This window comes from Phenylobacterium sp. (genome assembly GCF_030651185.1).
GTDB lineage: Bacteria > Pseudomonadota > Alphaproteobacteria > Caulobacterales > Caulobacteraceae > Phenylobacterium.
This window is the reverse complement of sequence record NZ_JAUSCJ010000029.1, coordinates 217,636-239,215: the sequence shown is the minus strand read 5'-3', so window position 1 is coordinate 239,215 and position 21,580 is coordinate 217,636. Positions and strand designations below refer to the sequence as shown.

23 protein-coding genes are annotated in these 21,580 nt (G+C 68.6%); 13 read left to right on the top strand and 10 right to left on the bottom strand.

Annotated elements, in window-relative coordinates; translation table 11 throughout:
• The first annotated feature begins 170 nt into the window (after window positions 1-170).
• Window positions 171-359: a type II toxin-antitoxin system VapB family antitoxin gene (locus Q7J39_RS14385; protein WP_304826328.1), complete on the top strand. Its 189-nt coding sequence runs from the start codon at window positions 171-173 to the stop codon at window positions 357-359.
• Window positions 360-365: 6 nt separating this feature from the next.
• Here the strand turns inward: Q7J39_RS14385 and Q7J39_RS14380 are convergent, their stop codons facing one another.
• From Q7J39_RS14380 to Q7J39_RS14370, 3 genes are all read right to left on the bottom strand, one after another.
• Window positions 366-1,238 carry a S9 family peptidase gene (locus Q7J39_RS14380; protein WP_304826325.1) on the bottom strand — a complete coding sequence of 291 codons (873 nt, stop codon included), beginning with the start codon at window positions 1,236-1,238 and terminating at the stop codon, window positions 366-368.
• Between the two features lie 500 nt (window positions 1,239-1,738).
• Window positions 1,739-2,113 carry a hypothetical protein gene (locus Q7J39_RS14375; RefSeq protein ID WP_304826322.1) on the bottom strand — a complete coding sequence of 125 codons (375 nt, stop codon included), beginning with the start codon at window positions 2,111-2,113 and terminating at the stop codon, window positions 1,739-1,741.
• Window positions 2,114-2,349: 236 nt separating this feature from the next.
• Window positions 2,350-3,756 carry an aldehyde dehydrogenase family protein gene (locus Q7J39_RS14370; RefSeq protein WP_304826319.1) on the bottom strand — a complete coding sequence of 469 codons (1,407 nt, stop codon included), beginning with the start codon at window positions 3,754-3,756 and terminating at the stop codon, window positions 2,350-2,352.
• A 264-nt stretch (window positions 3,757-4,020) separates the two neighbouring features.
• Here Q7J39_RS14370 and Q7J39_RS14365 point away from each other — a divergent pair, with 264 nt between their 5' ends.
• Together Q7J39_RS14365 and Q7J39_RS14360 are read left to right on the top strand one after the other, a co-directional pair.
• Window positions 4,021-4,368, top strand: coding sequence for a hypothetical protein (locus Q7J39_RS14365; protein WP_304826316.1), 348 nt, complete (start codon window positions 4,021-4,023; stop codon window positions 4,366-4,368).
• A gap of 117 nt (window positions 4,369-4,485) precedes the next feature.
• Window positions 4,486-4,629, top strand: a complete 144-nt coding sequence (locus Q7J39_RS14360; protein WP_304826313.1) for a hypothetical protein — start codon at window positions 4,486-4,488, stop codon at window positions 4,627-4,629.
• Here the strand turns inward: Q7J39_RS14360 and Q7J39_RS14355 are convergent.
• Window positions 4,626-7,034, bottom strand: coding sequence for an ATP-binding protein (locus Q7J39_RS14355; RefSeq protein WP_304826310.1), 2,409 nt, complete (start codon window positions 7,032-7,034; stop codon window positions 4,626-4,628). The two genes, Q7J39_RS14360 and Q7J39_RS14355, sit on opposite strands and share 4 nt — an antisense overlap.
• A gap of 194 nt (window positions 7,035-7,228) precedes the next feature.
• Window positions 7,229-7,495, bottom strand: a complete 267-nt coding sequence (locus tag Q7J39_RS14350; protein WP_304826306.1) for a GNAT family N-acetyltransferase — start codon at window positions 7,493-7,495, stop codon at window positions 7,229-7,231.
• A gap of 74 nt (window positions 7,496-7,569) precedes the next feature.
• Here Q7J39_RS14350 and Q7J39_RS14345 point away from each other — a divergent pair, with 74 nt between their 5' ends.
• Window positions 7,570-8,130 (top strand): DUF3617 family protein, encoded by a 561-nt coding sequence (locus tag Q7J39_RS14345; RefSeq protein WP_304826303.1) that lies wholly within the window; start codon window positions 7,570-7,572, stop codon window positions 8,128-8,130.
• On the opposite strand, the gene Q7J39_RS14340 is transcribed toward Q7J39_RS14345, so the two are convergent.
• Window positions 8,127-9,317 carry an acetyl-CoA C-acyltransferase gene (locus tag Q7J39_RS14340; protein WP_304826617.1) on the bottom strand — a complete coding sequence of 397 codons (1,191 nt, stop codon included), beginning with the start codon at window positions 9,315-9,317 and terminating at the stop codon, window positions 8,127-8,129. The genes Q7J39_RS14345 and Q7J39_RS14340 overlap by 4 nt on opposite strands.
• 43 nt (window positions 9,318-9,360) lie before the next feature.
• Window positions 9,361-10,530, bottom strand: coding sequence for a tRNA 2-thiouridine(34) synthase MnmA (gene mnmA, locus Q7J39_RS14335; RefSeq protein WP_304826300.1), 1,170 nt, complete (start codon window positions 10,528-10,530; stop codon window positions 9,361-9,363).
• Between the two features lie 216 nt (window positions 10,531-10,746).
• On the opposite strand from mnmA, the gene Q7J39_RS14330 reads away from it, so the two are divergent.
• A complete protein-coding gene (locus Q7J39_RS14330; RefSeq protein WP_304826297.1) occupies window positions 10,747-10,932 on the top strand; it encodes a hypothetical protein in 186 nt (61 codons plus the stop codon).
• Window positions 10,933-10,939: 7 nt separating this feature from the next.
• On the opposite strand, the gene Q7J39_RS14325 is transcribed toward Q7J39_RS14330, so the two are convergent.
• Entirely contained in the window at window positions 10,940-11,869 is a 930-nt protein-coding gene (locus Q7J39_RS14325; RefSeq protein ID WP_304826294.1) for a flagellin, read from the bottom strand.
• A 16-nt stretch (window positions 11,870-11,885) separates the two neighbouring features.
• Window positions 11,886-13,973 carry a flagellar hook-associated protein FlgK gene (flgK, locus tag Q7J39_RS14320; RefSeq protein ID WP_304826292.1) on the bottom strand — a complete coding sequence of 696 codons (2,088 nt, stop codon included), beginning with the start codon at window positions 13,971-13,973 and terminating at the stop codon, window positions 11,886-11,888.
• Window positions 13,974-14,395: 422 nt separating this feature from the next.
• Between flgK and Q7J39_RS14315 the strand changes: the two genes are divergently transcribed.
• The 5 genes from Q7J39_RS14315 to Q7J39_RS14295 all read left to right on the top strand — a co-directional run bounded on the left by Q7J39_RS14315 (window position 14,396) and on the right by Q7J39_RS14295 (window position 19,150).
• Window positions 14,396-15,976 carry a flagellar hook-length control protein FliK gene (locus Q7J39_RS14315; RefSeq protein WP_304826289.1) on the top strand — a complete coding sequence of 527 codons (1,581 nt, stop codon included), beginning with the start codon at window positions 14,396-14,398 and terminating at the stop codon, window positions 15,974-15,976.
• An 11-nt stretch (window positions 15,977-15,987) separates the two neighbouring features.
• The gene (locus Q7J39_RS14310) at window positions 15,988-16,704 is read left to right on the top strand and encodes a flagellar hook assembly protein FlgD (RefSeq protein ID WP_304826286.1); all 717 of its coding nucleotides are present in this window, start codon (window positions 15,988-15,990) and stop codon (window positions 16,702-16,704) included.
• A 57-nt stretch (window positions 16,705-16,761) separates the two neighbouring features.
• Window positions 16,762-18,153 carry a flagellar hook protein FlgE gene (locus Q7J39_RS14305; RefSeq protein WP_304826283.1) on the top strand — a complete coding sequence of 464 codons (1,392 nt, stop codon included), beginning with the start codon at window positions 16,762-16,764 and terminating at the stop codon, window positions 18,151-18,153.
• 167 nt (window positions 18,154-18,320) lie between these two features.
• Window positions 18,321-18,611: a DUF1153 domain-containing protein gene (locus Q7J39_RS14300; protein WP_215341474.1), complete on the top strand. Its 291-nt coding sequence runs from the start codon at window positions 18,321-18,323 to the stop codon at window positions 18,609-18,611.
• Between the two features lie 140 nt (window positions 18,612-18,751).
• Entirely contained in the window at window positions 18,752-19,150 is a 399-nt protein-coding gene (locus Q7J39_RS14295; RefSeq protein WP_304826280.1) for a DUF5367 family protein, read from the top strand.
• On the opposite strand, the gene Q7J39_RS14290 is transcribed toward Q7J39_RS14295, so the two are convergent.
• A complete protein-coding gene (locus Q7J39_RS14290; protein WP_304826277.1) occupies window positions 19,125-19,508 on the bottom strand; it encodes a RusA family crossover junction endodeoxyribonuclease in 384 nt (127 codons plus the stop codon). The two genes, Q7J39_RS14295 and Q7J39_RS14290, sit on opposite strands and share 26 nt — an antisense overlap.
• Before the next feature lie 96 nt (window positions 19,509-19,604).
• Between Q7J39_RS14290 and fumC the strand changes: the two genes are divergently transcribed.
• Genes fumC through Q7J39_RS14275 form a run of 3 tightly spaced genes read left to right on the top strand, consistent with a single transcriptional unit; the run spans window position 19,605 to window position 21,580 of the window.
• Entirely contained in the window at window positions 19,605-20,996 is a 1,392-nt protein-coding gene (fumC, locus tag Q7J39_RS14285; RefSeq protein WP_304826274.1) for a class II fumarate hydratase, read from the top strand.
• A gap of 38 nt (window positions 20,997-21,034) precedes the next feature.
• Complete coding sequence (locus Q7J39_RS14280; RefSeq protein ID WP_304826271.1) at window positions 21,035-21,268, top strand: type II toxin-antitoxin system CcdA family antitoxin; 234 nt, start codon at window positions 21,035-21,037, stop codon at window positions 21,266-21,268.
• Entirely contained in the window at window positions 21,269-21,580 is a 312-nt protein-coding gene (locus Q7J39_RS14275) for a CcdB family protein (protein ID WP_304826268.1), read from the top strand.

The following is a 21,580-nucleotide window of genomic DNA, read 5'->3' as shown; positions in this document are numbered from 1 at the left end:
ATCATGACCAACGCCATCCAACGGGAGAAGTCGCTCAAGCGATGGCCGCGCGACTGGAAGATCAACTTGATCGAACGGGAGAACCCGCATTGGGATGACCTCTATGCGGGCATTATCTAGCCGCCCATCAAGAGTTAGAAACCGCCACAGACCGGTGCGAGATTTCGGGTATGCGCGTCACCCTCACCCTCGACGACGATCTGATGGAGCAGGCCCGCGATCTCACGGGCGTGCGGGAGACATCTGCCCTGGTCCGCAAAGCGATGAAGGCGCTGGTCGAACGGGAAAGCGCTCGGAGGCTCGCACAGTTGGGCGGAAGTCAGCCGCGTCTCGCGCCGATCCCAAGGCGCCGACCGTAGGGGCCCCTACAACCCAGCCAACCAGTTGATCACCAGCGCCTGAAGCGTGAGGCGCTTGTCCGACCAGCCGTGGTCCGTCGCCGCGTGGAAGGCCTGCACCTTGGTCCCGCCAACCCCTTTGATCGCGGCGATCAGGCGGTCAGTGTCGGGGGCGAGGCCGTCGTCGCTGGAGAGGACCAGGAGGCGGGTGGACTTGAGCGCCGGGGCCAGGGGGTCGAGGCGCCAGCCGTCGCCCTTGGCGATCAGTTCGGCGGCCATGCCTTCACCGGTGGCGCCCGTCAGGCCCTCGCGGTTGCCGTCCATGTCCTTGGCGAGGTCGGCGGCGGCGACCTTGCCCAGCTTCCCCATGTCGGCGGCCGAGATCATCACGGCGCCCAGCAGGTCCGGCTCCACGGCGGTGGTCTCGGCGACGGCCCAGCCCCCCATGCTGTGGCCGGCGATGGCGATACGCCTGGGGTCGACGCCCAGCCTCGCGGCGTTGGCGGGGTCGCGCAGGTAAGCCAGGACTGCCCGCGTGTCAGGCACGATCCCGGCGAAGCTGAAAGGCCCCGGGCTGCCCCACGAACCGCGATAGTTGAAGGTCACCGCGTTCCAGCCGGCGCGGCGCACGGCCTGGGCCAGGTCCAGGTTCTTCTCGTTACCGGGCAGGCCGTGGAGGATGACCAGGGTCGGGTGCGGCCCAGGCCCTTGGGCCGTATAGACCACGCCATTGATCGCCACCCCGCCCACGGGGACGTGGATCACCTTCATCCCGGCCTTAAACCTGGCGTCCGGGGCGGGCTCGGAGGTGACGGCGGGCGGCAGCTTGGTGGAGACCGTCTGGGCGGCGGCGGGAATGGCGGCCAGCGCCAGGAAGGCGGCGAGCAGGATCGGGCGCATGGGGCGGGGTCCTTGAAGCGGAGCCGGGATGGTGGCGCGGGGCGCGCGGCGGGGCAACCACCGTTCCTTCTCCCCTTGCGGGAGAAGGTGGCCGGTCAGCGACCGGTCGGATGAGGGGTCGCACGCCCCTCTCCACAATTCCTGCCACGCCCTAACCCGAGAGGTCTATCGACCCCTCATCCGACCCTGCTCCGCAGGGCCACCTTCTCCCGCAAGGGGAGAAGGGCGCCGCAGTCCCTCAGGCGACGCCGTCGAGCCGGTCGGCGATCCAGATCTTGATCAGGGACTGACGGGTCACGCCGCCCCTCGGGGCCTCGATGTCCAGGCGCCGCACCATCTGGTCGGTGAAGTCGACATTGACGCGCCGCTATTCCAGGCCCGGCCGGCGGGCGGTCGACCCGTCGATGTGGTCGCCGATGTCGTCGCCGGCGTCGAACTTGGCGTCGAACGCCTCGCCGCTAATGGTCTTGGCCGTCATAGGCGCTCACCTCATTTTTCAGCTACCGCCGCGTGACCCTCCAGCCGTTCCCGTCCCGCGTCGTTGTCCAGGCGACGCCGTCCCAGTCGGTGAAGTTGAGGATGGTGTCGGGGTGGCCGGCGCCGCCGGACTTGGGCGTGTGGTAGAACTGGCCGCCCACCCACTTGGCCGACCAGCAGGTCCCGTCCCAGGTGCGGTAGTCCATGTGATCGTCGGGGTGGCCCGCGCCGGTCTCGGGCTGGTGGTGGAAGTTGTCGCCGCGCCAGCTGGCGGTCCAGGGGGAGCCGTCGCAGGTGGTGTAGGGGATGGCCTCGACCGTCTGGCCCGACTGCGGCTGGGCGTGGGCCGGGGCGGCGAGGGCCAGGATGGCGATGGCCGCGAGGATTTGGACACGCATGGTTGTTCTCCCAGGCTGGAGCTCAACCGTATAGGTTGCGGCGGCGGGGGCAAGGGTGGGGCGTCCTTCTCCCCTTGCGGGAGAAGGTGGCCGGTCGGAGACCGGTCGGATGAGGGGTCGCACTCCCCCATCCGCGCATCTTCCAGCCGCCCGAACCCGATAGGTCTATCGACCCCTCATCCGCCCCTGCTCCGCAGGGCCACCTTCTCCCGCAAGGGGAGAAGGATGGGGGAGCGTCACCCCTTCGCCATGTTGATCACGTGCAGCTGGGTGAACTCGGCCAGGCCCTCTTCCCCCAGCTCCGTGCCCACGCCCGAGAGCTTGGCGCCGCCGAAGGGGAGGTTGGGGGCGAGTTCGGCGTGTTTGTTGATCCAGACGGTGCCGGTGTCCATGCGGCCGGCCAGGTCCATGGCCTTGTCCAGGTCCTGGCTCCAGATCGAGCCCCCCAGGCCGTAGTCCGAGGCGTTGGCGCGGGCCAGGGCGTCCTCGCCGTCGCGGATCTTGATCACCGGCAGGACCGGGCCGAACTGTTCCTCGTCCACCAGGCGGGTGCCGTCGCTGATGTCGCGCACGATGGTGGGGCGGATGAAGTAGCCCTTGCCCACGTGGGGCACGCCGCCGGCGATGACGGTCCCCTGGGTCTTGGCCTCGGCGATGATCCCCAGCACCTTCTCGAACTGCGTCTTGTTCTGCAGCGGGCCCAGGGTGGTGCCCTGCTCCAGGCCGTCGCCCATCACGGCGGCGTCGGCCAGGATCGCCAGCTCGTCGCACAGGGCGTCGTAGATGCTTTCGTGCACATAGGCGCGCTTGATGGCGATGCAGACCTGGCCGGAGTTCTGGAAGGCGCCGGCGAAGATCTTGCCCGCCGTGGCCTTGGGGTCGTTGTCGGCCAGCACGATGGCCGCGTCATTGCCCCCCAGCTCCAGGGTGACGCGCTTGAGCGCCTCGGCGGCGCCGGCCATCACCTTCTTGCCGGTCTCGGTGGAGCCGGTGAAGGAGACCTTGCGGATGTCCGGGTGGGCGGTGATGGCGCCGCCCAGGTCGTTGGCGTCGGCGATGACGTTGAGCACGCCGGGCGGCAGAAGATCCTTCACCAGCTCGGCGATGCGCAGGGTCGACAGCGGCGTGGTGGCCGCGGGCTTGAGGATCACGGTGTTGCCGGCCAGCAGGGCGGCGGGGACCTTGAAGGCCATCAGGATCAGCGGGAAGTTCCACGGCACGATGGCGCCCACCACCCCCAGGGGGCGGCGGCGGGAGACGACCCGGCGGGTGTCGCTGTCCTCGATCACCTTCTCGGGCAGGTCCAGGCTGGCGAAGTAGCGGAAGAAGGCCGCGGCCCCGAACACCTCGCCCATGGCGTCGGCCAGGGGCTTGCCCTGTTCCTGGGTCAGCAGGCGGGCGAGGTTCTGCAGGTCGCCCTGGATGGCGTCGGCCATGGCGATGAGCACCTTGCGCCGTTCATCGATGGGGGTGTCGCGCCAGGCCGGGAAGGCGCGCTTGGCGGCGGCCACCGCCTGGTCCAGCTGGGCCGCCGACGCCCGGGCGCAGACCGCCAGCTCCTGCTCGGTGGCCGGATTGATCACCGACAGGGTGGCGTCGCCGTCCACCAGCTGGCCGTCGATGAGAAGCTTGAACGGGCCCATGGGGTCCTCCCGATAGTGTTGATTGGGGCCAGGATGAGCCGGTGACGTAGGGCGAGGCAAGGCGTGCGCGCCTGTCACCCGAATGACTCATCTGCCCGGCTTGGGCGCACAGGTCCGGAACCACGGCGCCGGTCGGGCGCGCGGCGCCTGGCCGAGGAGTGCGAGAGCAAGGTGGCCACCATCGAGGCGATCAACGCCAGAAACTAGCTCTGGCCCGGCTTCTGCACCGCAGCGCTGCAACCGTCCCGGTTTGGAGCGACAGCCATGGTCAGTCGTGTTGCGCGTACCCGTCCCCGCCTCGTCGAACAGGCGGCCCCCGAGATGAAGGTCGTGGCCCTGCAGGCCCTGGCGCCGACGCCCGCGGAGAAGCCGGCCCCGGCCAGCGAAACCCTGGCCGAACAGATCCGGCGGCTGCAGGCCGAGGCCAAGAGCCTGGCCAGGAGCCATGTCGACGCCCTGCGCCTGGCGCTGATCGAGGTCGAACGCCTGGCCGAGGAGATCGGGGCCGGCGGCGACGTCTATCCCACCGGCGTCCGCGAACTGGCACGCCGCTTCGCCAGTGAGACCGACACCAAGGTCCAGGCCCTGATGGCCATCGTGGCGCGGACTTAAGGTCGGGCTTTCAAGACCTTAGCCTGGCCACGCATCCATTTTCAAAGCGCGGCGTTAGGTCCCCGGTTGTTCAACATGGCCGCCCTCCCCGGCGGCCTGACCAGGGGTTTTCCGTCGATGACTGACACCATCAACCGCGTCCTGATCGGGGCCTTCGCCGCCGCCGTCATGACCGTCGTGGCCATGGCCGGCACCATGGTGGCGGCCTCCCAGCCCGTGGCCTTCGGCCAGGGCCTCAGCCAGTCCTCCCAGGGCCGCTAAACGGCCTCCAGGGTCCGTTCCAGGGCGGCGAACAACAGCGCCGCCTCCAGGGGCTTGGGCACGAAGTCGTCCATCCCCGCGCCGTAATATTCCGCCACCTGATGGGCCATGGCGTTGGCGGTCAGCGCCACGATCGGCGTCCGCGCCCGCCCCGACCGAGCCTCCTCCTCGCGGATCGTGCGGGCCGCCGTCGGGCCGTCCATCACCGGCATCTGCACATCCATCAGGATCACGTCCCACTGGCCCGTGCGCCAGGCCTCCAGGGCCTGGGCGCCGTCGCAGACCATGACCGGCTCGATGCCCGCCTGGTGCAGCAGGGTCTGCAGCACCAGCTGGTTGATCAGATTGTCCTCCGCCGCCAGCACGCGCAGCGGCGGCAGCGCCTCCTGGGGCTGGGCCTCGGCCGCCGCCTGGACCTGGACCGGTCCCACCGACGCCGGCGCCATGGGCAGGCGGGCGATGAAGGTGCTCCCCTCTCCCTCGACGCTGACCGCTCTGATCACCCCGCCCATCAGCTCGCAGAGCTCCCGGCAGATGGCCAGACCCAGGCCGGTCCCGCCGTAGCGCCGGGTGGTGGAGGCGTCGGCCTGCTCGAACTTGCGGAACAGCCGGTCGAGCTGCTCGGGGCTCATGCCCACCCCGGTGTCGCACACCTCGATACAGAGGTCCTCGCCGTCGCGGGCCAGCCGCACCCTCACCTCGCCCGAGGTGGTGAACTTCAGCGCGTTGGAGACCAGGTTGTAGATCACCTGGCGCAGGCGGGTGGAGTCGCCGAGATAGGCGCCGCGGGCCTGCGGCTCCACCACCAGGTTGAAGGACAGGCCCTTCTTGTTGGCGATGGCGGTGAAGGCCGCGTGCGCCCCCAGCGCCAGCTCCTCCAGGTCGAAGGGCGCCACCTCCAGCTCCAGCTTGCCGGCCTCGATCTTGGAGAGGTCCAGCACGTCGTTGAGGATGGCCAGCAGGGTCTCGCCCGACTGGCGCACCACGTCCAGGCGGTCGCGCTGAACCGCCGACAACTCGTCGCGGGCCATGGCCTGGGCCATGCCCAGCACCCCGTTCAGGGGCGTACGGATCTCGTGGCTCATGGTGGCCAGGAAGGTGGACTTGGCCCGGTTGGCGGCCTCGGCCTCCTCCTTGGCCTGGACCAGGGCGGCCTCGGCCTGCTTGCGGGCGGTGATGTTCTGCATGGCGCCCAGCAGCCGCAGGGGCGCGCCGGCGGCGTCGCGCACCAAGGTGACGGTGCAGGCGACCCAGACTTCCTTCCCGTCCTCGCGGGCGACGCGGTATTCGGGGAAGTAGGGCTCGCCCTTCTCCACCGCCTGGGCCCAGGGTTCGGCGATCAGGGCCCGGTCCTCGGGGTGGATGGTCAGGCTGGCGTCGGCTGCCAGGTCTTCGAAGGTCAGCACCCGGCCGAAGATCTCGGCCATATCCTCATCCTGAACGAGGGTCTGGCGCTGATAGTCCAGTTCCCAGACATGCAGCTCGGCGATCTGGGCGGCCACCTGCAGGCGCTGCTCGGAACGTTCGGCGGTCTCCACGGCGTTCACCAGATCGGTGACGTCGAGGGCCGCGCAGACCACCCCGCCGATCTCGCCCGCCGCGTCGCGCCAGGGGGTCATCTCGACCCGCGCCCAGACCGCCCGCATGTGCGGCCGGGCGATCCGCACCTGCGGCGCGCGCATGGTCTCCCCGGTCACGCAGCGCTCATGGGCGAACCGCAGGCGCTCGAACAGGGGCTGATCGAACTCGCTGATCACGCGGCCGAGGACATCGGGCGCCTCAAGGCCGCTCTCCTCCAGGAAGCGGCGGCTGACCTGGATGAGCCGCATGTCGCGGTCGGTCATCATGATCGCCGCAGGAGCCGCCTCCACCATGGCCTGGAGGTGGGCCTGGCTCTGGCGCAGGGCGCCCTTTCCCTCGACCAACAGCTGGCGGGCGCGGGCCTGCTCGCAGGCCTCGGCGATGACGCCGGCCAGGTTGTTGAGATTGGCCGCCAGGGCCGCGTCACGGGCGCGGGGCTCGACCCCGACGACGGCGAAGACCCCAATCACCTCGCCGTCCGACAGCCGCACCGGCGCGCCGGCGCAGAAGCGATAGTGTGGCGCAGCGGTGACCAGGGGATGGTCGGCCATGTCCGGATCGAGGCAGGTGTCCTCCACCCAGACCGTGTCCCCACTCGCCCGGACGCGGTCGCCCAGCGGATCGGGGCCGGGGCTTTGGCCCTCGGGGTCGTGGCTGCGCCATATGTCGCCGCCGCGGGCGATCAGCAGGCTGACCCCGACCGGACCGAACAAGGCGTTGGCCAGTTCCCGGGCGCGGCGGAAGACCGGCTCGTCGCCGGTCATGCCGAAGGGCGGTCCGACACGATCCGACGGGCTGAGAGCGGCGCTTGGGAACTGGGACATGGGACGAAACCTGGGCAGTAACTGGCGCCCAGCCTAGGCCGTGTGACCGACAATCGGGGCGCGGAGACCCTCTTGCGGCGATTCGCCTCAAGGTCCGGGTTGCGTCTCCAGGTTCCTCGAAACCGCAAGTCGCCGAATGCACGCGCCGGTGGTCTGACGGGGAAACCGACGCGGACTCCGGGTGGGAACCGGCCCTAAACTACGAGGTCGCCGAATTCCTTGCTGCGCCGCAGCCAGGCCGCGGCGTAGCCGCAGATCGGGGTGATCTTCAGCCCCTTGGCCCGCACGTCGGCGCTGAGCGCGGCCATCAGCCGGCCGGCCGCGCCGGTTCCGCGCAGGGCGGGCGGGCTTTCCACGTGGTCGAGATAGAGGCGCTCCCCGCTCAGACGATAGTCGGCCCAGGAGGTCTGGCCCTGCTCGTCCATCTCGTAGCGGTCGCCGGTGTCGCGGAGGTCTGTCATGGCCTGATCATAACCCTCTCGCGCGCGGGATCGATCCCGATTAGCGTTCGCGAATGCGTGAGCGGGAGAGAGCGATGCGTTTGGGTGTGATGCTGGCCGCCGTGGCCCTCCTGGGCGTGAGCGCCTGCGACAAGCCGGCCGAGAAGACCGACGCCCAGGCGCCCGCGCCGGCCTTCACCCCGTCCCAGACCCCGCCCGCCCGCAAGCCCGGCCTTTGGGAACAGCGGGTCTCCACCGGCGATTTCGTGCAGGTCAGCCGCATCTGCCTGGACGCCGACACCGACGCGAAGATCAGCTTCTGGGGCTCCCAGGCGACCCGCGACATGTGCGAGAAGAACGTGTTCTCCGCCCGCGTGGCCGGCGGCTATCAGTTCAGTTCGGTCTGCGACATGGGCTCGGGCGGCAAGACCACCACCAGCGGCACGGCCACCGGGGACTTCAATTCCAAGTACCTGATCGAGGCCGAGAGCTCGACGGTGGGCGCCGCCGCGCCGCAGATGAACGGCCTGCACAAGGTCACCGTCGAGGCCGCCTGGCAGGGCGCCTGCCCCGCGGGCTACAAGCCTGGCGACATGTCCCTGCCCGGGGGGATCAAGATCAACATCCTGGAGCTCCCGGTTCCGCCGAAGAGCTAAACCAGCTCCACCGCCATCGCCGTGGCCTCGCCGCCACCGATGCAGAGGCTGGCGACGCCGCGCTTGCCGCCGCGGGCCTCCAGGGCCGAGAGCAGGGTCGCCAGGATGCGCGCGCCGCTGGCCCCGATGGGGTGACCCAGGGCGCAGGCGCCGCCGTTGACGTTCAGCCTGGCGCGGTCGAGGCCCAGCTCCTGCTCGGCGATCATGGCGACCACGGCGAAGGCCTCGTTGACCTCCCACAGATCGACATCGGCCACCGACCAGCCGGCCTTCTTCAGCACCTTCTGCATGGCGGGAACCGGCGCCATCGTGAACAGGCCAGGCTCATGGGCATGAGCAGCGTGGCCCGCCACCCGGGCGATGATCTTCAGGCCCAGGCGTCGCGCCACCGACTCCCGGGTCATCACCAGGGCCGCGGCGCCGTCGCTGATGGAGCTGGCGTTGGCCGCGGTGATGGCGCCGTCCTTGGCGAAGGCGGGCTTCAGGGTGGGAATCTTGGCGGGGTCGGCCTTCATCGGCTGCTCGTCGGCCTCGATCAGCACCGCGCCCTTGCGGCTGACCACCTCCACCGGGACGATCTCGCGGGCGAAGGCGCCGGTCTCGGTGGCGCGCTTGGCCCGAGCCAGGCTCTGAATCGCGTAGTCGTCCATGGCCTGGCGGGTGAACTGGTAGGTCTTGGCGCTCTCCTCGGCGAAGGCGCCCATCAGCCGGCCCGGCTCATAGGCGTCCTCCAGTCCGTCCAGGTACATGCTGTCGCTGATCACGTCGTGGCCGATGCGGGCGCCGCCCCGGTGCTTGGCCATCAGGTAGGGGGCGTTGGACATGCTCTCCATGCCGCCGGCGATGACGATCTGCGCCGAGCCGGCCGCCAGGGCGTCGTGCGCCATGATAGCGGCCTGCATGCCCGAGCCGCACATCTTGTTGACGGTGCTGGCCTCCACCGAGAGCGGCAGGCCTGCGCCAAGGGCCGCCTGTCGCGCGGGCGCCTGGCCCAGGCCCGCGGGCAGGACACAGCCCATGATGATCTGCTCGACGGCGGCGGGGTCGAGCCCTGCCCGCTCCACCGCCGCGCGGACGGCGGCCGCGCCCAGGGCCGTGGCCTTCACGGGCGACAGGTCCCCCTGGAAGCCGCCCATCGGGGTGCGGGCATAGGCGGCGATGACGACGGGATCGGAGGTCTGGGTCATGGGACGCATATAGCTCTCCCTCCCCTTCATGGGGAGAGGCCGGCTAGACGACCCCGAAGGCCTTCTCGATGAAGCCGCCGCCCAGAACACGGTCCGGGGTCGCCGGATCGTAGAGCACGCAGGCCTGGCCAGGCGAAACCCCGTGCTCGGGGTCATCGAACATCACGCTCACCGCCCCGGCGGTCAGGTCCAGCCGCGCCGGCAGGGGTTCGGCGGTGGAGCGCACCCGGGCGAGCACCGGCAAGGCCAGGGCGCAGGCGTCCTCGACTCGAGCCTGATCGCCCAGCCAGTTGATTTCCTTCAGCGAACAGCCGGTGACCAACAGAGCCTCGCGCGGCCCGACGATCACCTGGCGGCTGTCGGCGTCGATCTTCACGACGAACAGCGGATCGCCGACCGCCACGTTCAGCCCCCGGCGCTGGCCGACGGTGTAGCGGGTGACGCCCGCGTGGCGGCCCAGCACCCGGCCGTCGAGGTGGACGATGTCCCCCGGCTCGGCGCCCTGCGGGCGCAGCCGGTCGATTACCGTGGTGTAGCGGCCCTCCGGCACGAAGCAGATGTCCTGGCTGTCGGGCTTCTCGGCGATGGCCAGGCCCAATTCGGCCGCGGCGCGGCGCACCTCGCTCTTGGGCAGGTCGCCCAGGGGGAACCGCAGATAGTCCAGCTGCTGCGCCGTGGTGGCGAACAGGAAGTAGCTCTGGTCGCGCGCCGGATCGGCGGCGCGGCGCAGTTGCGGGCCGGCCGGTCCCAGTTCGCGGCGGACATAGTGGCCCGTCGCCATGGCCTGCGCGCCCAGGTCGCGGGCCACGTCCAGCAGGTCGCGGAACTTGACGGTCTGATTGCAGCGGATGCAGGGCACCGGCGTCTCGCCGCGCAGATAGGCGTCGGCGAACTCCTCGATCACCTGTTCCTTGAAGCGGCTCTCATAGTCGAGGACGTAGTGCGGGATGCCGATGGCGTCCGCCGCCGAGCGGGCGTCGTGGATGTCCTGGCCGGCGCAGCAGGCGCCCTTCTTCTGGATCGCGGCGCCATGGTCGTAGAGCTGCAGGGTCACGCCGATCACGTCATAGCCGGCGCGGGCCAACAGGGCGGCGGTCACCGTGGAGTCGACGCCCCCGGACATGGCCGCCACCACGCGGGCGCCCACCGGCAGCCCCACGGCGGCGCGGGCGGCCTCGACGGCATGATCGGCGAAGAGAGCAGGCGCGTTCATGGGGCCTATGTAGCGGGTCGCGCGGGGATTTGCGAGATCACGGCCGCACCGCAGACTTCGGCGAGTGGCTCAAATAGTCGCGAAACAGTGATCTCGCGTGACAGGCGAGTGGTGTAAGCTTGGCTTGGCGTTGTGAAGTAACCACCCGCCCGCGGAGACCAGGAGACATTGAGAGCAATGTTCTTGCCCCGCCTCACCCATTTGGGAGGGCGCCCGATGAACCAGTACCGGCTTTACGTTCTGAACCCCGAGGAACACATCGCGGCCACCCGCGAGGCGCAGTTTCCCGACGACATCTCCGCCCTGAAGGAAGCCAGCGAGATCCGCGCCGACCAGTTCGCCGTCGAGGTCTGGATGGGCGAGCGCCTGGTGGGCCGGATCGGCGCCGAGTTTTCGCTTTAGCCCACGCCTATCTCAGCACATTCAGCAGCGACGAATTCTGTAGCGACAGGAAGACCTGGGCCGCGGCCTGCACCGCCACCCCGGCCTGCTGCAAGGCCGTGGCGGCTTCGGCCGGATCGGCGTCGGTGATGCCGCCCATCATGCCGGCCAGGCTGATCTGGCGGGACGCCAGGTCGACCTTGACGGAGTCCACGCGGGTCTGGACCATGCCGTTCCGCGCCGTGTGGTTGATAAGGTCCTTGTGGACTCCGTCCCAGGTGGCCATCACCCCCTCCAGGAAGGTGCGCTGATTGTCGGTGAGATTGCCCTGGAACGGCCCGTCCACCGTCTCTTCGAAGGCCTGGATGTCCTTGAAGGCGGTCAACAGGTCGGTGCCGAGGTCATCGGCCAGCAGCCCGGTGGTCACAGTGGTGGAGTCATCCACCTTGGCCTGGGTCAGGAACTCGTCGTTGTGGAAGAAGTCCGAGATCACATAGGCCGGATTTGTCAGGTCGGCGAGCGCGGTGGCCGAGACCGGCAGGGTGTCGATCTGGCCTCCGGCGAAGACGTACTTGCCGCCATATCGGGCGTTCAACCCGTCCACGGAGTTGCGGAAGAAGCCCTGCAGATCCTGCATGAGGGTGTCGGCCCGGCCGCTGGCCAGGGCCTGGGCGATGGTTTCGCGCGTCCCCTGGGCCGAGGAGGTCAGCTGGCTGAGGGCGAAGTCCTGGGTGGTGAGCTTGTCTGTGATCAGCTTGCTCTGCTCCAGATAGCCGCCGATCCGCGCGTCGATGGACTTCATCGCGGTCAGCATCTCGGCGTTGCGCGCATAGCCCTTGAGGTCGGTGCCCTGCTTCTGGGTCGCCACGCGGGCGCCGGCCTCCATCTGCCGCTGCTGCGCGGCCTGGATGTTGGCGAGGACGGCGCTGTAGTTGCCGTTGGAGGAAACGCGGTTCATCGCGGTTGGCCTTCGCTCAGATCATATTGCTAAGGACGTCAAACAGCTCCTTGGCGGCCTGCACCATGCGGGCCGAAGCGTTGAACGCCTGTTGATAGGTGGTGAGGCGCACGAGCTCCTCGTCGAGGTTCACGCCTTCCACCGACTGCCGCCGGGCGTTGGCCTCGGTGGCCACGGAGTCGGCGGACTGTTTGCGGGTGTCGGCGGCCTGGGCGCGGCGACCGATGGAGCCGCCGAACTCCGCGGCATAGCGCGAGACGGTCATGACCACGGCGCCGAGTTCGCCGGCGGCGCTGAACGCCGTGGCGATGTCGCCCGACCCCGCCAGGGCCAGGGCGCCGCGGCCGTCGCCGGGCCTCAGGGACGCGGCCGGGGGCGCCGTGCTGAGGTCGAGCTTCCCCAGGGCCAGCTTCATCGGGTTTGAGACCAGGCTCTGATCCACGGCGAAGCGAGCCGCCCGCGTGGAGCGTTCGGAGACGCCCAGACCGAAGAGCTGGCTGAGTGAGGCGCCGTCGGTCCCGCGCTTGGTGTCGTCCTTGGCGATGGAGAGATGGACGTCCCCCCCGCCATTGCCCGCGAAGGTCAGCTTGCCGTTGGCGTCGAGGGAGAAGGTCCCATAGAGCCCCACCCCCGTCGAACTGGCGTTCAGGGTGTCCAGCAGGTCCTGCATGCTGCCGGCCGGCGGCATGGTGATGGCGATGTCACGCAGCGGGCGACCGTCGGCCTGGGCAAGGCTGAAGTTGATCACGTCGCCCGGGGTGAAGCCGTGGTCGTCGCTGAGCTTCAGACCGGTCTCGTAGTTGGTCACGCCATTGGAGCGGACGATGTCGTTGAGGCCGAGGAAGTGGGAGAAGGCCCGCCCGGCCTTCGTCGAGGTTCCCTCGTCGATGGCGATGCCGGTCCCCGCCCCGGCGGTCAGGCTGAGCTGGCCGTCGGTGAAGGTGGCGGTGGCCGCGCCCCCCAGCGCATTGTTCAGGTCGGAGAGGAAGTCGCCGCTGAAGGCGCCGCCGGGCGTCATGGTCTGTGCGTCGAAGTCGATGACCACCGAGCTCTGGACGACGCCGGTGGTCCGATCGACGATGGCGATGGTGGCGTTGCCGGTGAAACCCGCGACCCCGGAGTCCAGGTCCATGCCGATGTCGCGGCCGGTCATGGCGGTGGGGGGCGGCATGGCGGCGTTGGCGTTGTGCGCCGCGTTCAGCTTCTCGGTCACCCGGCTGACGAACTCACCCAGCTGGTCCGACAGTCCCGGCAGCGTGCCGTCGCGCAGATCCATCAGCCCGCGAAGGTCGCCGCCGGTGATGGTGATGGCTTGAGCCTGGCCGATACCGCCGACGGGTTCGATGGCGATGTAGGACATCGTCGTGTCGGTGCGATTGTAGCTGAGCTTGGCGGCGTTATCGCCGGCCAGCAGATAGCCCTCCGCCGACCGGATGGTGACGCCGCCCTGGCTCCGCTGCTGGACCTGCACGTTCATGATGGTCGACAGCTCGTCGATCAGCTGGCTCTGGATGTTCTCAGACCCCGAGGCGTCAGCATTGGCGAGGTTGGCGCGGCTGACGTCGGAGTTCAGCCGGTTGATCTGTTCCAGCAGGTCATTGGCGCGGTCGATGTCGGCCTTGGCCTGGGCGTCGACGGTGTTCCCGAGGTCATTGATGTGGGTGTTGATGCGGGTGGCTTCGCTCAGGAAGTCACTGACATTGGAGATCGCCTGGCTGCGCAGCAGGCTGGATGACGGGTCATCGGACGCCGCCGAGAAGGCGGAATAGATGTTGTCCATGCGCGAGAAGAAGAAGTTGTCGCTGGACGGGTCGCCGAACAGGCTCTGAGCGTTGTCGAGATATTCCGACAGCGTACCCCAGCGCTTGGAGTCGGAGTTGGCCGACAGGGTGGCCATCTGCAGATACTGATCGGTGATCCGCTTGACGCCGGAAACCTCGACCCCCATCCCCATGCCACCGACCACCAGCGGCTTCTGGTCGATGGTCTTGCGGACGTAGCCAGGCGTGTTGACGTTGGCGATGTTGTCGGAGGTGGTTCGCAGGCCGGCCTGCGCCGCCTGCAGGCCCGACGCCGCGGTCCTGAGGGAAACGGTCAGGGACATCTCTTAGCCCTCCGCCCGGCAAAGCCTGACGCCCGACCCGGCCAAATCTGCCGGTAGTCTGGGGAACGCCCGCGCGTAGGACCGAAATTTGTTCAACATTTTCAATGTGGTCCCTTTGGGGTCCCGATCAGCTTGAAATCAGGGGCGCAAGACCGGCGCCAGTTTTGGTTAACGCTGCCCCGCCGCCGCCAACGAGCCCCGGCGGGAGGGGGCGGCAGGGACGACCTATCAACCCGGCAAGGCCCGGCAAAAAGCGCCGCGACAGCCTGGCGCCGGGCAACGGTCCAGGCTCCACATTTCCTTTGAAATCAATGACCTGAGCCCCAATACCCAAACTGGCGCGGAGGTTGCTGAGCAGGGTCGGAATGAACGCGGCGCAGCAGGCGCTTCCTCACCAGCCGTCCCCCGGACACCCCGACCTCATGACCGCGCCTCTGCTCAACGCCTCGACCTTCCAGCCCGCCGCCGCCGGCGCGGCGCCTGGACTGTTCGGCGCTGGCGCCGCCGCAGGCCAGAGTCCGATGGCGGGCTTCGAGGCCCTGCTGACCGCCTTCTTCGGCGGCCAGGGCGCGGCCGAACCGCTGCTGGGCCCGGACGGCAAGCCGGTCCTAAAGACTCCCGGCGCGGCCAAGGACGCCAAGGCCTCGATGGCCGACAAGGAAGAGGCCGAGGCCACCGACACCGCCACCCCTTCCACCGACGCCCAGATCCTGGCCGCCCTGCTGGCCCAGCCTATCGCCCCGCCGGCCGCCGTTGTTCCCACCACCGCCGGCGACACCGCTGAAGGTGAAACCCCGGCGGGCGCTCCCGCGTCCCCGGCCTTCGCGCCCCTGGTTCCCGACGCCACCCTCGCCCAGGCCGCCCAGGCCATGAAGGTCAGCGACGCCAGGACCGCGACCGCCGCGGGCGCCGTGGTCCAGGCCGCCACCGATGCCGCGGTCGAGGCTTCAGACGCGGACGGCGCCGGCGAGCCTGCCCCGTTGGCCGACACCAGCACCCCCTCCCCCCTCCTCGAGGGCAAGCCCGCCGCCGCGCGCCCGTCTTCCGCCGCCGGCGCCGCGCCAACCGCTGCCGAGGTCGCCGCCCCCCGCCCGGTCGCACCGCCGCCGGCCGCCGCGGCCGCTGCGCCCCCCCCTCCTCCTGCGGCCCCTGCGCCCAGGGCTCAGGCCGCTGAAATCTCCGCCGTCGCGGAGGCTGTGGTCGCCGCGGAGGCCGTCGAGACCCCCGAGGCGGGCGCCGCGCCCGAAACGCCCGCCGCGCCCCCCCGGGCCAAGACCGCCGCCCGCGCCGCCCGCAACGAAGCTGGCCCGCGCACCGAGACGGCCGCCACGCCAACGGTCGCCGACGCCGACCCCCTGGGCGCCTCCGTGGTCGCCCAGGCCGAAACCGCCGAGACCTTCGACTCCGGCGCTGAGGGCAAGCGCGAGGCCGCCGCTCCGGCCGTCGAGGCCAAGGCTGACACCGACACCGGCCAGCCCGTCGCCCCCAATGTCGGCGACGCCGCCGCCACCGCCTCGACGTCGGCGCCCGCCGAGGCGCGGCCCGGCCCGCAGACGGTCGCCCACCTCGCCGCCCAGATCGTCAAGAAGCTGGAGGGCCGCTCCACCCAGTTCGACGTCGCCCTCAACCCCGAGGGCCTCGGCCGGGTCGACGTGCGCATCGAGATCGGCGCCCAGGGCAAGCTCACCGCCTCGATGGCCTTCGAGAACCCGCTGGCCGCCAGCGAGCTGCGCGCCCGGGCCGGGGAGCTGCAGAAGGCCCTGGAACAGGCCGGCTTCGACATCAGCGGCGGCATCCGCTTCGACGTCGCCGCCGATCGCGGCCAGGGCCAGGCGGGCCAGGGCCAGTTCGGTCACGACCCCTCCAACAACGGCGGCGCCTCGCGGGGCCGGGCTTTCCAGGCGGCGCTCGACAGCGCCGACCAGACGGCCGACGCGGCGCTCTCGGGCGCCCTCAACCTCCAGCGCCGGACCCTGATGTCCGGCGTCGACGTGCGAATTTAGGGAGCCGGCAGATGGTAGACGCCGTTGCAGGGGCAACCCCCCAGACCGCCACTCAGTCGGGGACCAAGCGCCTCGCCGAGAGCTTCGACACCTTCCTCAACCTGCTGACCACGCAGTTGAAGAACCAGGACCCGCTCTCGCCCCTGGACTCCAACCAGTTCACCCAGCAGCTCGTCCAGATGACCGGCGTGGAGCAGCAGCTCTACGGCAACCAGTTGATGGAGAAGCTGGTGGCCAACACCGGCAGCGGAATCTCCACCGCCGTGGCCCTGATCGGCAAGGACGTCAAAGCCGGCGTCGCCGACAACGTCATCAAGGACGGCAAGGCGACCTGGAACTACAACCTCAACCGCGCCGCCGACGACCTGAAGCTCGAGGTCGTCGATTCCAAGGGCCGCACCGTCTACAGCGAAGCCCCCGCCGACATGAAGGCCGGCGACCACGCCTTCAACTGGAACGGCAAGGACGCCAGCGGCAAGCAGCTGGACGACGGCGGCCCCTACACTCTGAAGGTCACCGCCAAGGATAGCGCCGGGACCGGCGTCATCTCCAAGATCAACATCCAGGGTGTGGTGACCGGCGTTGAGCAGGTCGACGGCAAGACCCTGATCACCATCAACGGCGCGAAGATTCCCTGGGAGACCGTGACCTCGATCAACGAGGTCCCGGCCACGACCACGGCCAACAAGAACGACAACACCATCCCGGACATCGAAGCGGCCGCCTAAGGCGGCCTGGCTCCCCAACCCTTTGCGGCCCCCGCAGAACGAAAGAAGGCAACAACCATGAGCATCAACAGTGCAATGCTCGCCGGCGTCTCGGGCCTGGTGTCGAACTCGTCGGCCCTGGCCGCCATCTCCGACAACATCGCCAACGTCAACACCACCGCCTACAAGCGCAACCAGGTGAACTTCGCCAACGTGGTGACCGCCCAGGCCGTGAAGGGCCGCTATTCGGCCGGCGGCGTGCAGGCGGTGACCCGCCAGTTCGTCGGCCAGCAGGGCCTGATCACCAGCGCCTCGTCGCCCACCGACCTCGGCATCTCCGGCGACGGCTTCTTCGTGGTCACCCAGAAGGCCAACGGCCTCACCTCGGCCGACAACCGCGCCTTCACCCGCTCGGGTTCGTTCAACGTCGACGCCGACGGCTTCATGGTCAACGACGCCAAGCTCTATCTTCAGGGCTGGCCGGTCGAGGATGACGGCACCATCGACGTCAACCCGTCGGACCTCACCAAGCTCAAGCCGATCAACGTCAAGAACCTGGGCGCCGCGGTGCGTCCCACCGCCAACGTCGTGATCAACGCCAACGTCGACAAGCGCCTGCCCACGGCCCAGGTGGACCTCACCGCCTATGATCCCACCGCCCAGGCCACCAGCATGGCCGGCTACGCCGATGACCAGAACACCATCTACAAGCCCGACTTCACGATCGAGATGAACGTGATCGACTCCACCGGCGGCTCGCACAAGATCGCCATGTCGTTCATCCACGACCCGAGCGTGACCAACGAGTTCCGGGCGGAAATCTACACCATTCCGGGCGACGAGATCGACGACGGCTCCACCTCGGGCCTCATCAGCTCCGGCACCGTTCGGTTCACCGCCACCGGCGCGTTCGACAAGGACAACTCCACCGTCTTCGGCTCCCTGGGCGCCGACCCGCAGATCGTGCTGGGCGACTCCGACGCCGGCGCCAGCCCGGCCTGGGCCACCAACCTGGGCATCACCGGCCAGACCATCGACTTCGACTTCTCCCGCCTGGCCTCGCGTCCCGAGACCTCCTCGGTGACCCAGGTGAATTCCGACGGCGCCAGCGTCGGCAACGTGGTGGGCGTCGAGGTCGATGAGAACGGCGTCGTCTCGGCCATCTTCGACAACTCCGAGATCCGCCAGGTCGCCAAGATCGCGCTCGCCACCTTCCCGAACCCCGATGGCCTGACCCCGGTCAGCGGCAACGCCTATCGTCCGACCATCCAGAGCGGCGAGTTCGTTCTGAAAGAGCCGACGGTGGCCGGGGCCGGTCAGATCGCCGCCTCTACCCTGGAAGCCTCCACTGTCGACTTGTCGGCGGAGTTCACAGGACTGATCTCAACGCAGAAAGCTTACTCCGCCTCCTCGAAGATCATCACCACCGCTGACCAGATGCTAGAAGAACTCATCAACATTAAGCGATAAGTCTTGGCGTTAATCAGCTTTAACTGGTGATGACATCTTAGACTGTACCGTTTTAGTACATGGGGGAGTGAATGATTAGGTCTTTCTTTACTATTGCGATTCACCGGCTGTTATGGCCTGCGTCGTATAGTCCCTCCGAATTGTGATGGTGGGAAAGGCGTAAAGCCATGTTGCAACAACAACAGCAGACCCGGACGAACAGCCGCGGCGAGCCCTATGTGATCGGTCCGACGGGGGTTCCCCTGACGATCGCCGATCTGCCTCCGGTGGACACCGGGCGCTGGGTTATCCGGCGGAAGGCCGAGGTGGTCGCTGCGGTTCGCGGCGGGCTGCTGACGCTCGACGAGGCCTGTGAACGTTACTCTCTGACCAACGAGGAATTCCTCGCCTGGCAGAAATCGATCGACCGCCATGGTTTGGCGGGCCTGCGGACCACGCGTCTGCAACAGTATCGCTGAACTCAACTCCCCCCAGATTGACGTTCGCGATGCGGCCGCCCCGAGCAATCGGGGCGGCCGCACCCGTTCTGGAACCCGGTTATGCGATGGCATGACTTGCGCACAGCTCTGCTTCAACGAAGCCGTTGGAGGGGTCGGGCGTGTCGAAACAGGACGGAATGTGGTTCGCGCTGGCGGGCGCCCTGGTCTGGGGGGCGGCGACGCTCTTCTACGTGGTGTTCGCCAAGGGGGTGATCGAGCACGCCTTCTGGTTCTACGTCGTCAACGCCGCCCTGGTGGCCATGGCGCTGGGCCTGTTCTTCCACATCACCGCGCGGTTCCTGGCCACGCCTCGGCGTCAGCGCAGGCTCGCGGCCCTGATTTTCGCCGCGCCGGGCCTGGTGGGATCGATGCTGCTGGGCCTGAACTTCAGCGCGCTCCTGCCGCAACTGCCGCCCGAGAGCCACGGCCGCTATATCGCCCTGGTCCTGGTCAGCTACGCCCTGATGATGGTCCAGGCTCTCGAGCCCAAACCTAGGCGGGCTTCGGCCAGGGGCTGAGGTCCGACAGCTTGCGGATCGTCACGGTGATCCGCTCCCGCTCGCCCGCGCGGCGCTCCACCAGCAGGCGGGCCACCTGGGCGTCGTCATGGAAGGCGTAGCCCTTGATGGCGTCCAGGATCGCCTTGGCCAGGTTGTCGAGGTCCATCCAGGGCGGATCGCCCACATACTCCATGATGATCTCCACGGCGAACTCGCCCCAGGTCGGCCGTGACCCGCGCCAGGCCTTGCGGAAGAACTCGTGGATCAGCGGCTTGTAGACCTTGGCCTGGGTCGAGAGGCCATCGACCATGACCTCCATCATCCCCTCGCTCTCGCGGGCGCGCACCTTGGCGTGATGGGTCCAGCCGTCGTCCATACAGCCCCTCTTAGACAGCTTTAGGCGGCGCCAGAACCCTTGCGCTCCCGTCTCGCCCGTTTAAACCGGCGCATCGACCTGACAGGAGGCCAGACCATGACCGCGACCCGCACCGAAACCGACACCTTCGGCCCCGTTGAGGTCGCCTCCGACGTCTATTGGGGCGCCCAGGCCCAGCGCAGCATCCAGAACTTCAAGATCGGCTGGGAGAAGCAGCCCCAGCCCGTCGTCCGGGCGCTGGGCATCGTCAAGCGCGCCGCCGCCGAGGCCAATATGGAGCTGGGCCGCCTGGACCCCAAGATCGGCGCCGCCATCATCGCCGCCGCCCAGGAAGTGATCGACGGCAAGCTGGACCACCACTTCCCGCTCTCGGTCTGGCAGACCGGCTCGGGCACCCAGTCCAACATGAACGCCAACGAGGTGATCTCGAACCGCGCCATCGAGATGCTGGGCGGCGTCATGGGCTCCAAGAGCCCGGTCCACCCCAACGACCACGTCAATATGAGCCAGTCGTCCAACGACACCTATCCGACCGCCATGCACATCGCCTGCGCCGAGCAGCTGGCCAAGGAGGTCATGCCGGCGCTCGAGCACCTGCATGCCGCCCTGAAGGCCAAGACCAAGGCCTTCGACCACATCATCAAGATCGGCCGCACCCACACCCAGGACGCCACCCCCCTGACGCTGGGTCAGGAGTTCTCCGGCTACACCCAGCAGGTGGCCAATGGCGTGCGGCGCATCAAGGACACCTTGGCCGGCCTCTATGAACTGGCCCAGGGCGGCACCGCCGTCGGCACCGGCCTGAACGCGCCGGTGGGCTTCGCCGAGCTGGTGGCGGCAAAGATCGCGGCCATCACCCGCCTGCCCTTCATCACCGCCCCCAACAAGTTCGAGGCGCTCGCCGCCCACGACGCCATGGTCTTCAGCCACGGCGCGCTCAACACCATGGCCGGCAGCCTGTTCAAGATCGCCAACGACATCCGCTTCCTCGGCTCCGGCCCCCGTTCGGGCCTCGGCGAGCTCTCCCTGCCGGAGAACGAGCCCGGCTCGTCGATCATGCCGGGCAAGGTCAATCCGACCCAGTGCGAGGCCCTGACCATGGTCTGCACCCAGGTGTTCGGCAACAACGCCACCATGACCTTCGCCGGCGCCTCTGGCCACTTCGAGCTGAACGTCTTCAACCCGGTCATGGCCTACAACTTCCTGCAGTCCTGCCGCCTGCTGGCCGACGCCGCCATCAGCTTCACCGACAACTGCGTGGTGGGCATCGAGGCCCGCGAGGACAACATCAAGGCCGCCCTCGACCGCTCCCTGATGCTGGTGACCGCCCTGGCCCCCAAGATCGGCTATGACGCCGCCGCCAAGATCGCCAAGACCGCCCACAAGAACGGCACCACCCTGCGCGAGGAAGCCGTCGGCGGCGGCTACGTCACCAACGAGGAGTTCGACGAGGTCGTGCGCCCGGAGAACATGATCCACCCGGGGTGAGGCTGGCGACAGACACAAATCAGCGTTACGCTCAATTCATGGGCAAGACCGAACTCAGGATCGAGATCGACGCCGACCTGCTGGCCAGGGCGAAGGCGGCTGGCCTTGCGGTTGAAGCCATAGCCGAGGACGCCGTTCGTGCGCGGCTCACCTCTCTCTCCGATGACGAGAAGGCCCGCCTTTGGGCCGAAGAAAACGCCGAAGCCCTCAAAGCCCAGCGTGAACGGATTGATGCTCACGGTGTGTTCGGCGAGGATTTGCGGACCTGGTAGGTGCGCCAGTTCGAGATACACCCCAATCCGGCCGAGCAATCTCGCTCAAGCTACCCCTATGTTGTGGTGATGCAGTCCCATCTGCTGGCCGCATCGCACACGACGTTGGTGGCGCCGATGCTCCGGCAGGATGGCCGGTCGGCCTTCACGCAGATCAGCGTCACCGTGAGTTTTGAAGAGAGCGACTATGTCGTCCTGGTCGCCGAAATGGCGGCGATCGATACGCGGGTACTCACCAGGGCGTCAGGCGACTTACGCGACTACGAAGACGACTTCCGCCGCGCGCTCGACCGCCTCTTCACTGGCTTCTGA

Coding starts and splice junctions, on each gene's coding strand:
- Q7J39_RS14310 (WP_304826286.1), top strand. CDS start 15,988: ATGGTAGACGCCGTTGCAGGGGCAACCCCCCAGACCGCCACTCAGTCG.
- Q7J39_RS14290 (WP_304826277.1), bottom strand. CDS start 19,508: ATGGACGACGGCTGGACCCATCACGCCAAGGTGCGCGCCCGCGAGAGC.
- Q7J39_RS14315 (WP_304826289.1), top strand. CDS start 14,396: ATGACCGCGCCTCTGCTCAACGCCTCGACCTTCCAGCCCGCCGCCGCC.
- Q7J39_RS14330 (WP_304826297.1), top strand. CDS start 10,747: ATGAACCAGTACCGGCTTTACGTTCTGAACCCCGAGGAACACATCGCG.
- Q7J39_RS14345 (WP_304826303.1), top strand. CDS start 7,570: ATGCGTTTGGGTGTGATGCTGGCCGCCGTGGCCCTCCTGGGCGTGAGC.
- Q7J39_RS14360 (WP_304826313.1), top strand. CDS start 4,486: ATGACTGACACCATCAACCGCGTCCTGATCGGGGCCTTCGCCGCCGCC.
- Q7J39_RS14365 (WP_304826316.1), top strand. CDS start 4,021: ATGGTCAGTCGTGTTGCGCGTACCCGTCCCCGCCTCGTCGAACAGGCG.
- Q7J39_RS14325 (WP_304826294.1), bottom strand. CDS start 11,869: ATGAACCGCGTTTCCTCCAACGGCAACTACAGCGCCGTCCTCGCCAAC.
- Q7J39_RS14300 (WP_215341474.1), top strand. CDS start 18,321: ATGTTGCAACAACAACAGCAGACCCGGACGAACAGCCGCGGCGAGCCC.
- Q7J39_RS14375 (WP_304826322.1), bottom strand. CDS start 2,113: ATGCGTGTCCAAATCCTCGCGGCCATCGCCATCCTGGCCCTCGCCGCC.
- Q7J39_RS14280 (WP_304826271.1), top strand. CDS start 21,035: ATGGGCAAGACCGAACTCAGGATCGAGATCGACGCCGACCTGCTGGCC.
- flgK (WP_304826292.1), bottom strand. CDS start 13,973: ATGTCCCTGACCGTTTCCCTCAGGACCGCGGCGTCGGGCCTGCAGGCG.
- Q7J39_RS14370 (WP_304826319.1), bottom strand. CDS start 3,756: ATGGGCCCGTTCAAGCTTCTCATCGACGGCCAGCTGGTGGACGGCGAC.
- Q7J39_RS14385 (WP_304826328.1), top strand. CDS start 171: ATGCGCGTCACCCTCACCCTCGACGACGATCTGATGGAGCAGGCCCGC.
- mnmA (WP_304826300.1), bottom strand. CDS start 10,530: ATGAACGCGCCTGCTCTCTTCGCCGATCATGCCGTCGAGGCCGCCCGC.
- Q7J39_RS14340 (WP_304826617.1), bottom strand. CDS start 9,317: ATGACCCAGACCTCCGATCCCGTCGTCATCGCCGCCTATGCCCGCACC.
- Q7J39_RS14305 (WP_304826283.1), top strand. CDS start 16,762: ATGAGCATCAACAGTGCAATGCTCGCCGGCGTCTCGGGCCTGGTGTCG.
- Q7J39_RS14355 (WP_304826310.1), bottom strand. CDS start 7,034: ATGTCCCAGTTCCCAAGCGCCGCTCTCAGCCCGTCGGATCGTGTCGGA.
- fumC (WP_304826274.1), top strand. CDS start 19,605: ATGACCGCGACCCGCACCGAAACCGACACCTTCGGCCCCGTTGAGGTC.
- Q7J39_RS14380 (WP_304826325.1), bottom strand. CDS start 1,238: ATGCGCCCGATCCTGCTCGCCGCCTTCCTGGCGCTGGCCGCCATTCCC.
- Q7J39_RS14350 (WP_304826306.1), bottom strand. CDS start 7,495: ATGACAGACCTCCGCGACACCGGCGACCGCTACGAGATGGACGAGCAG.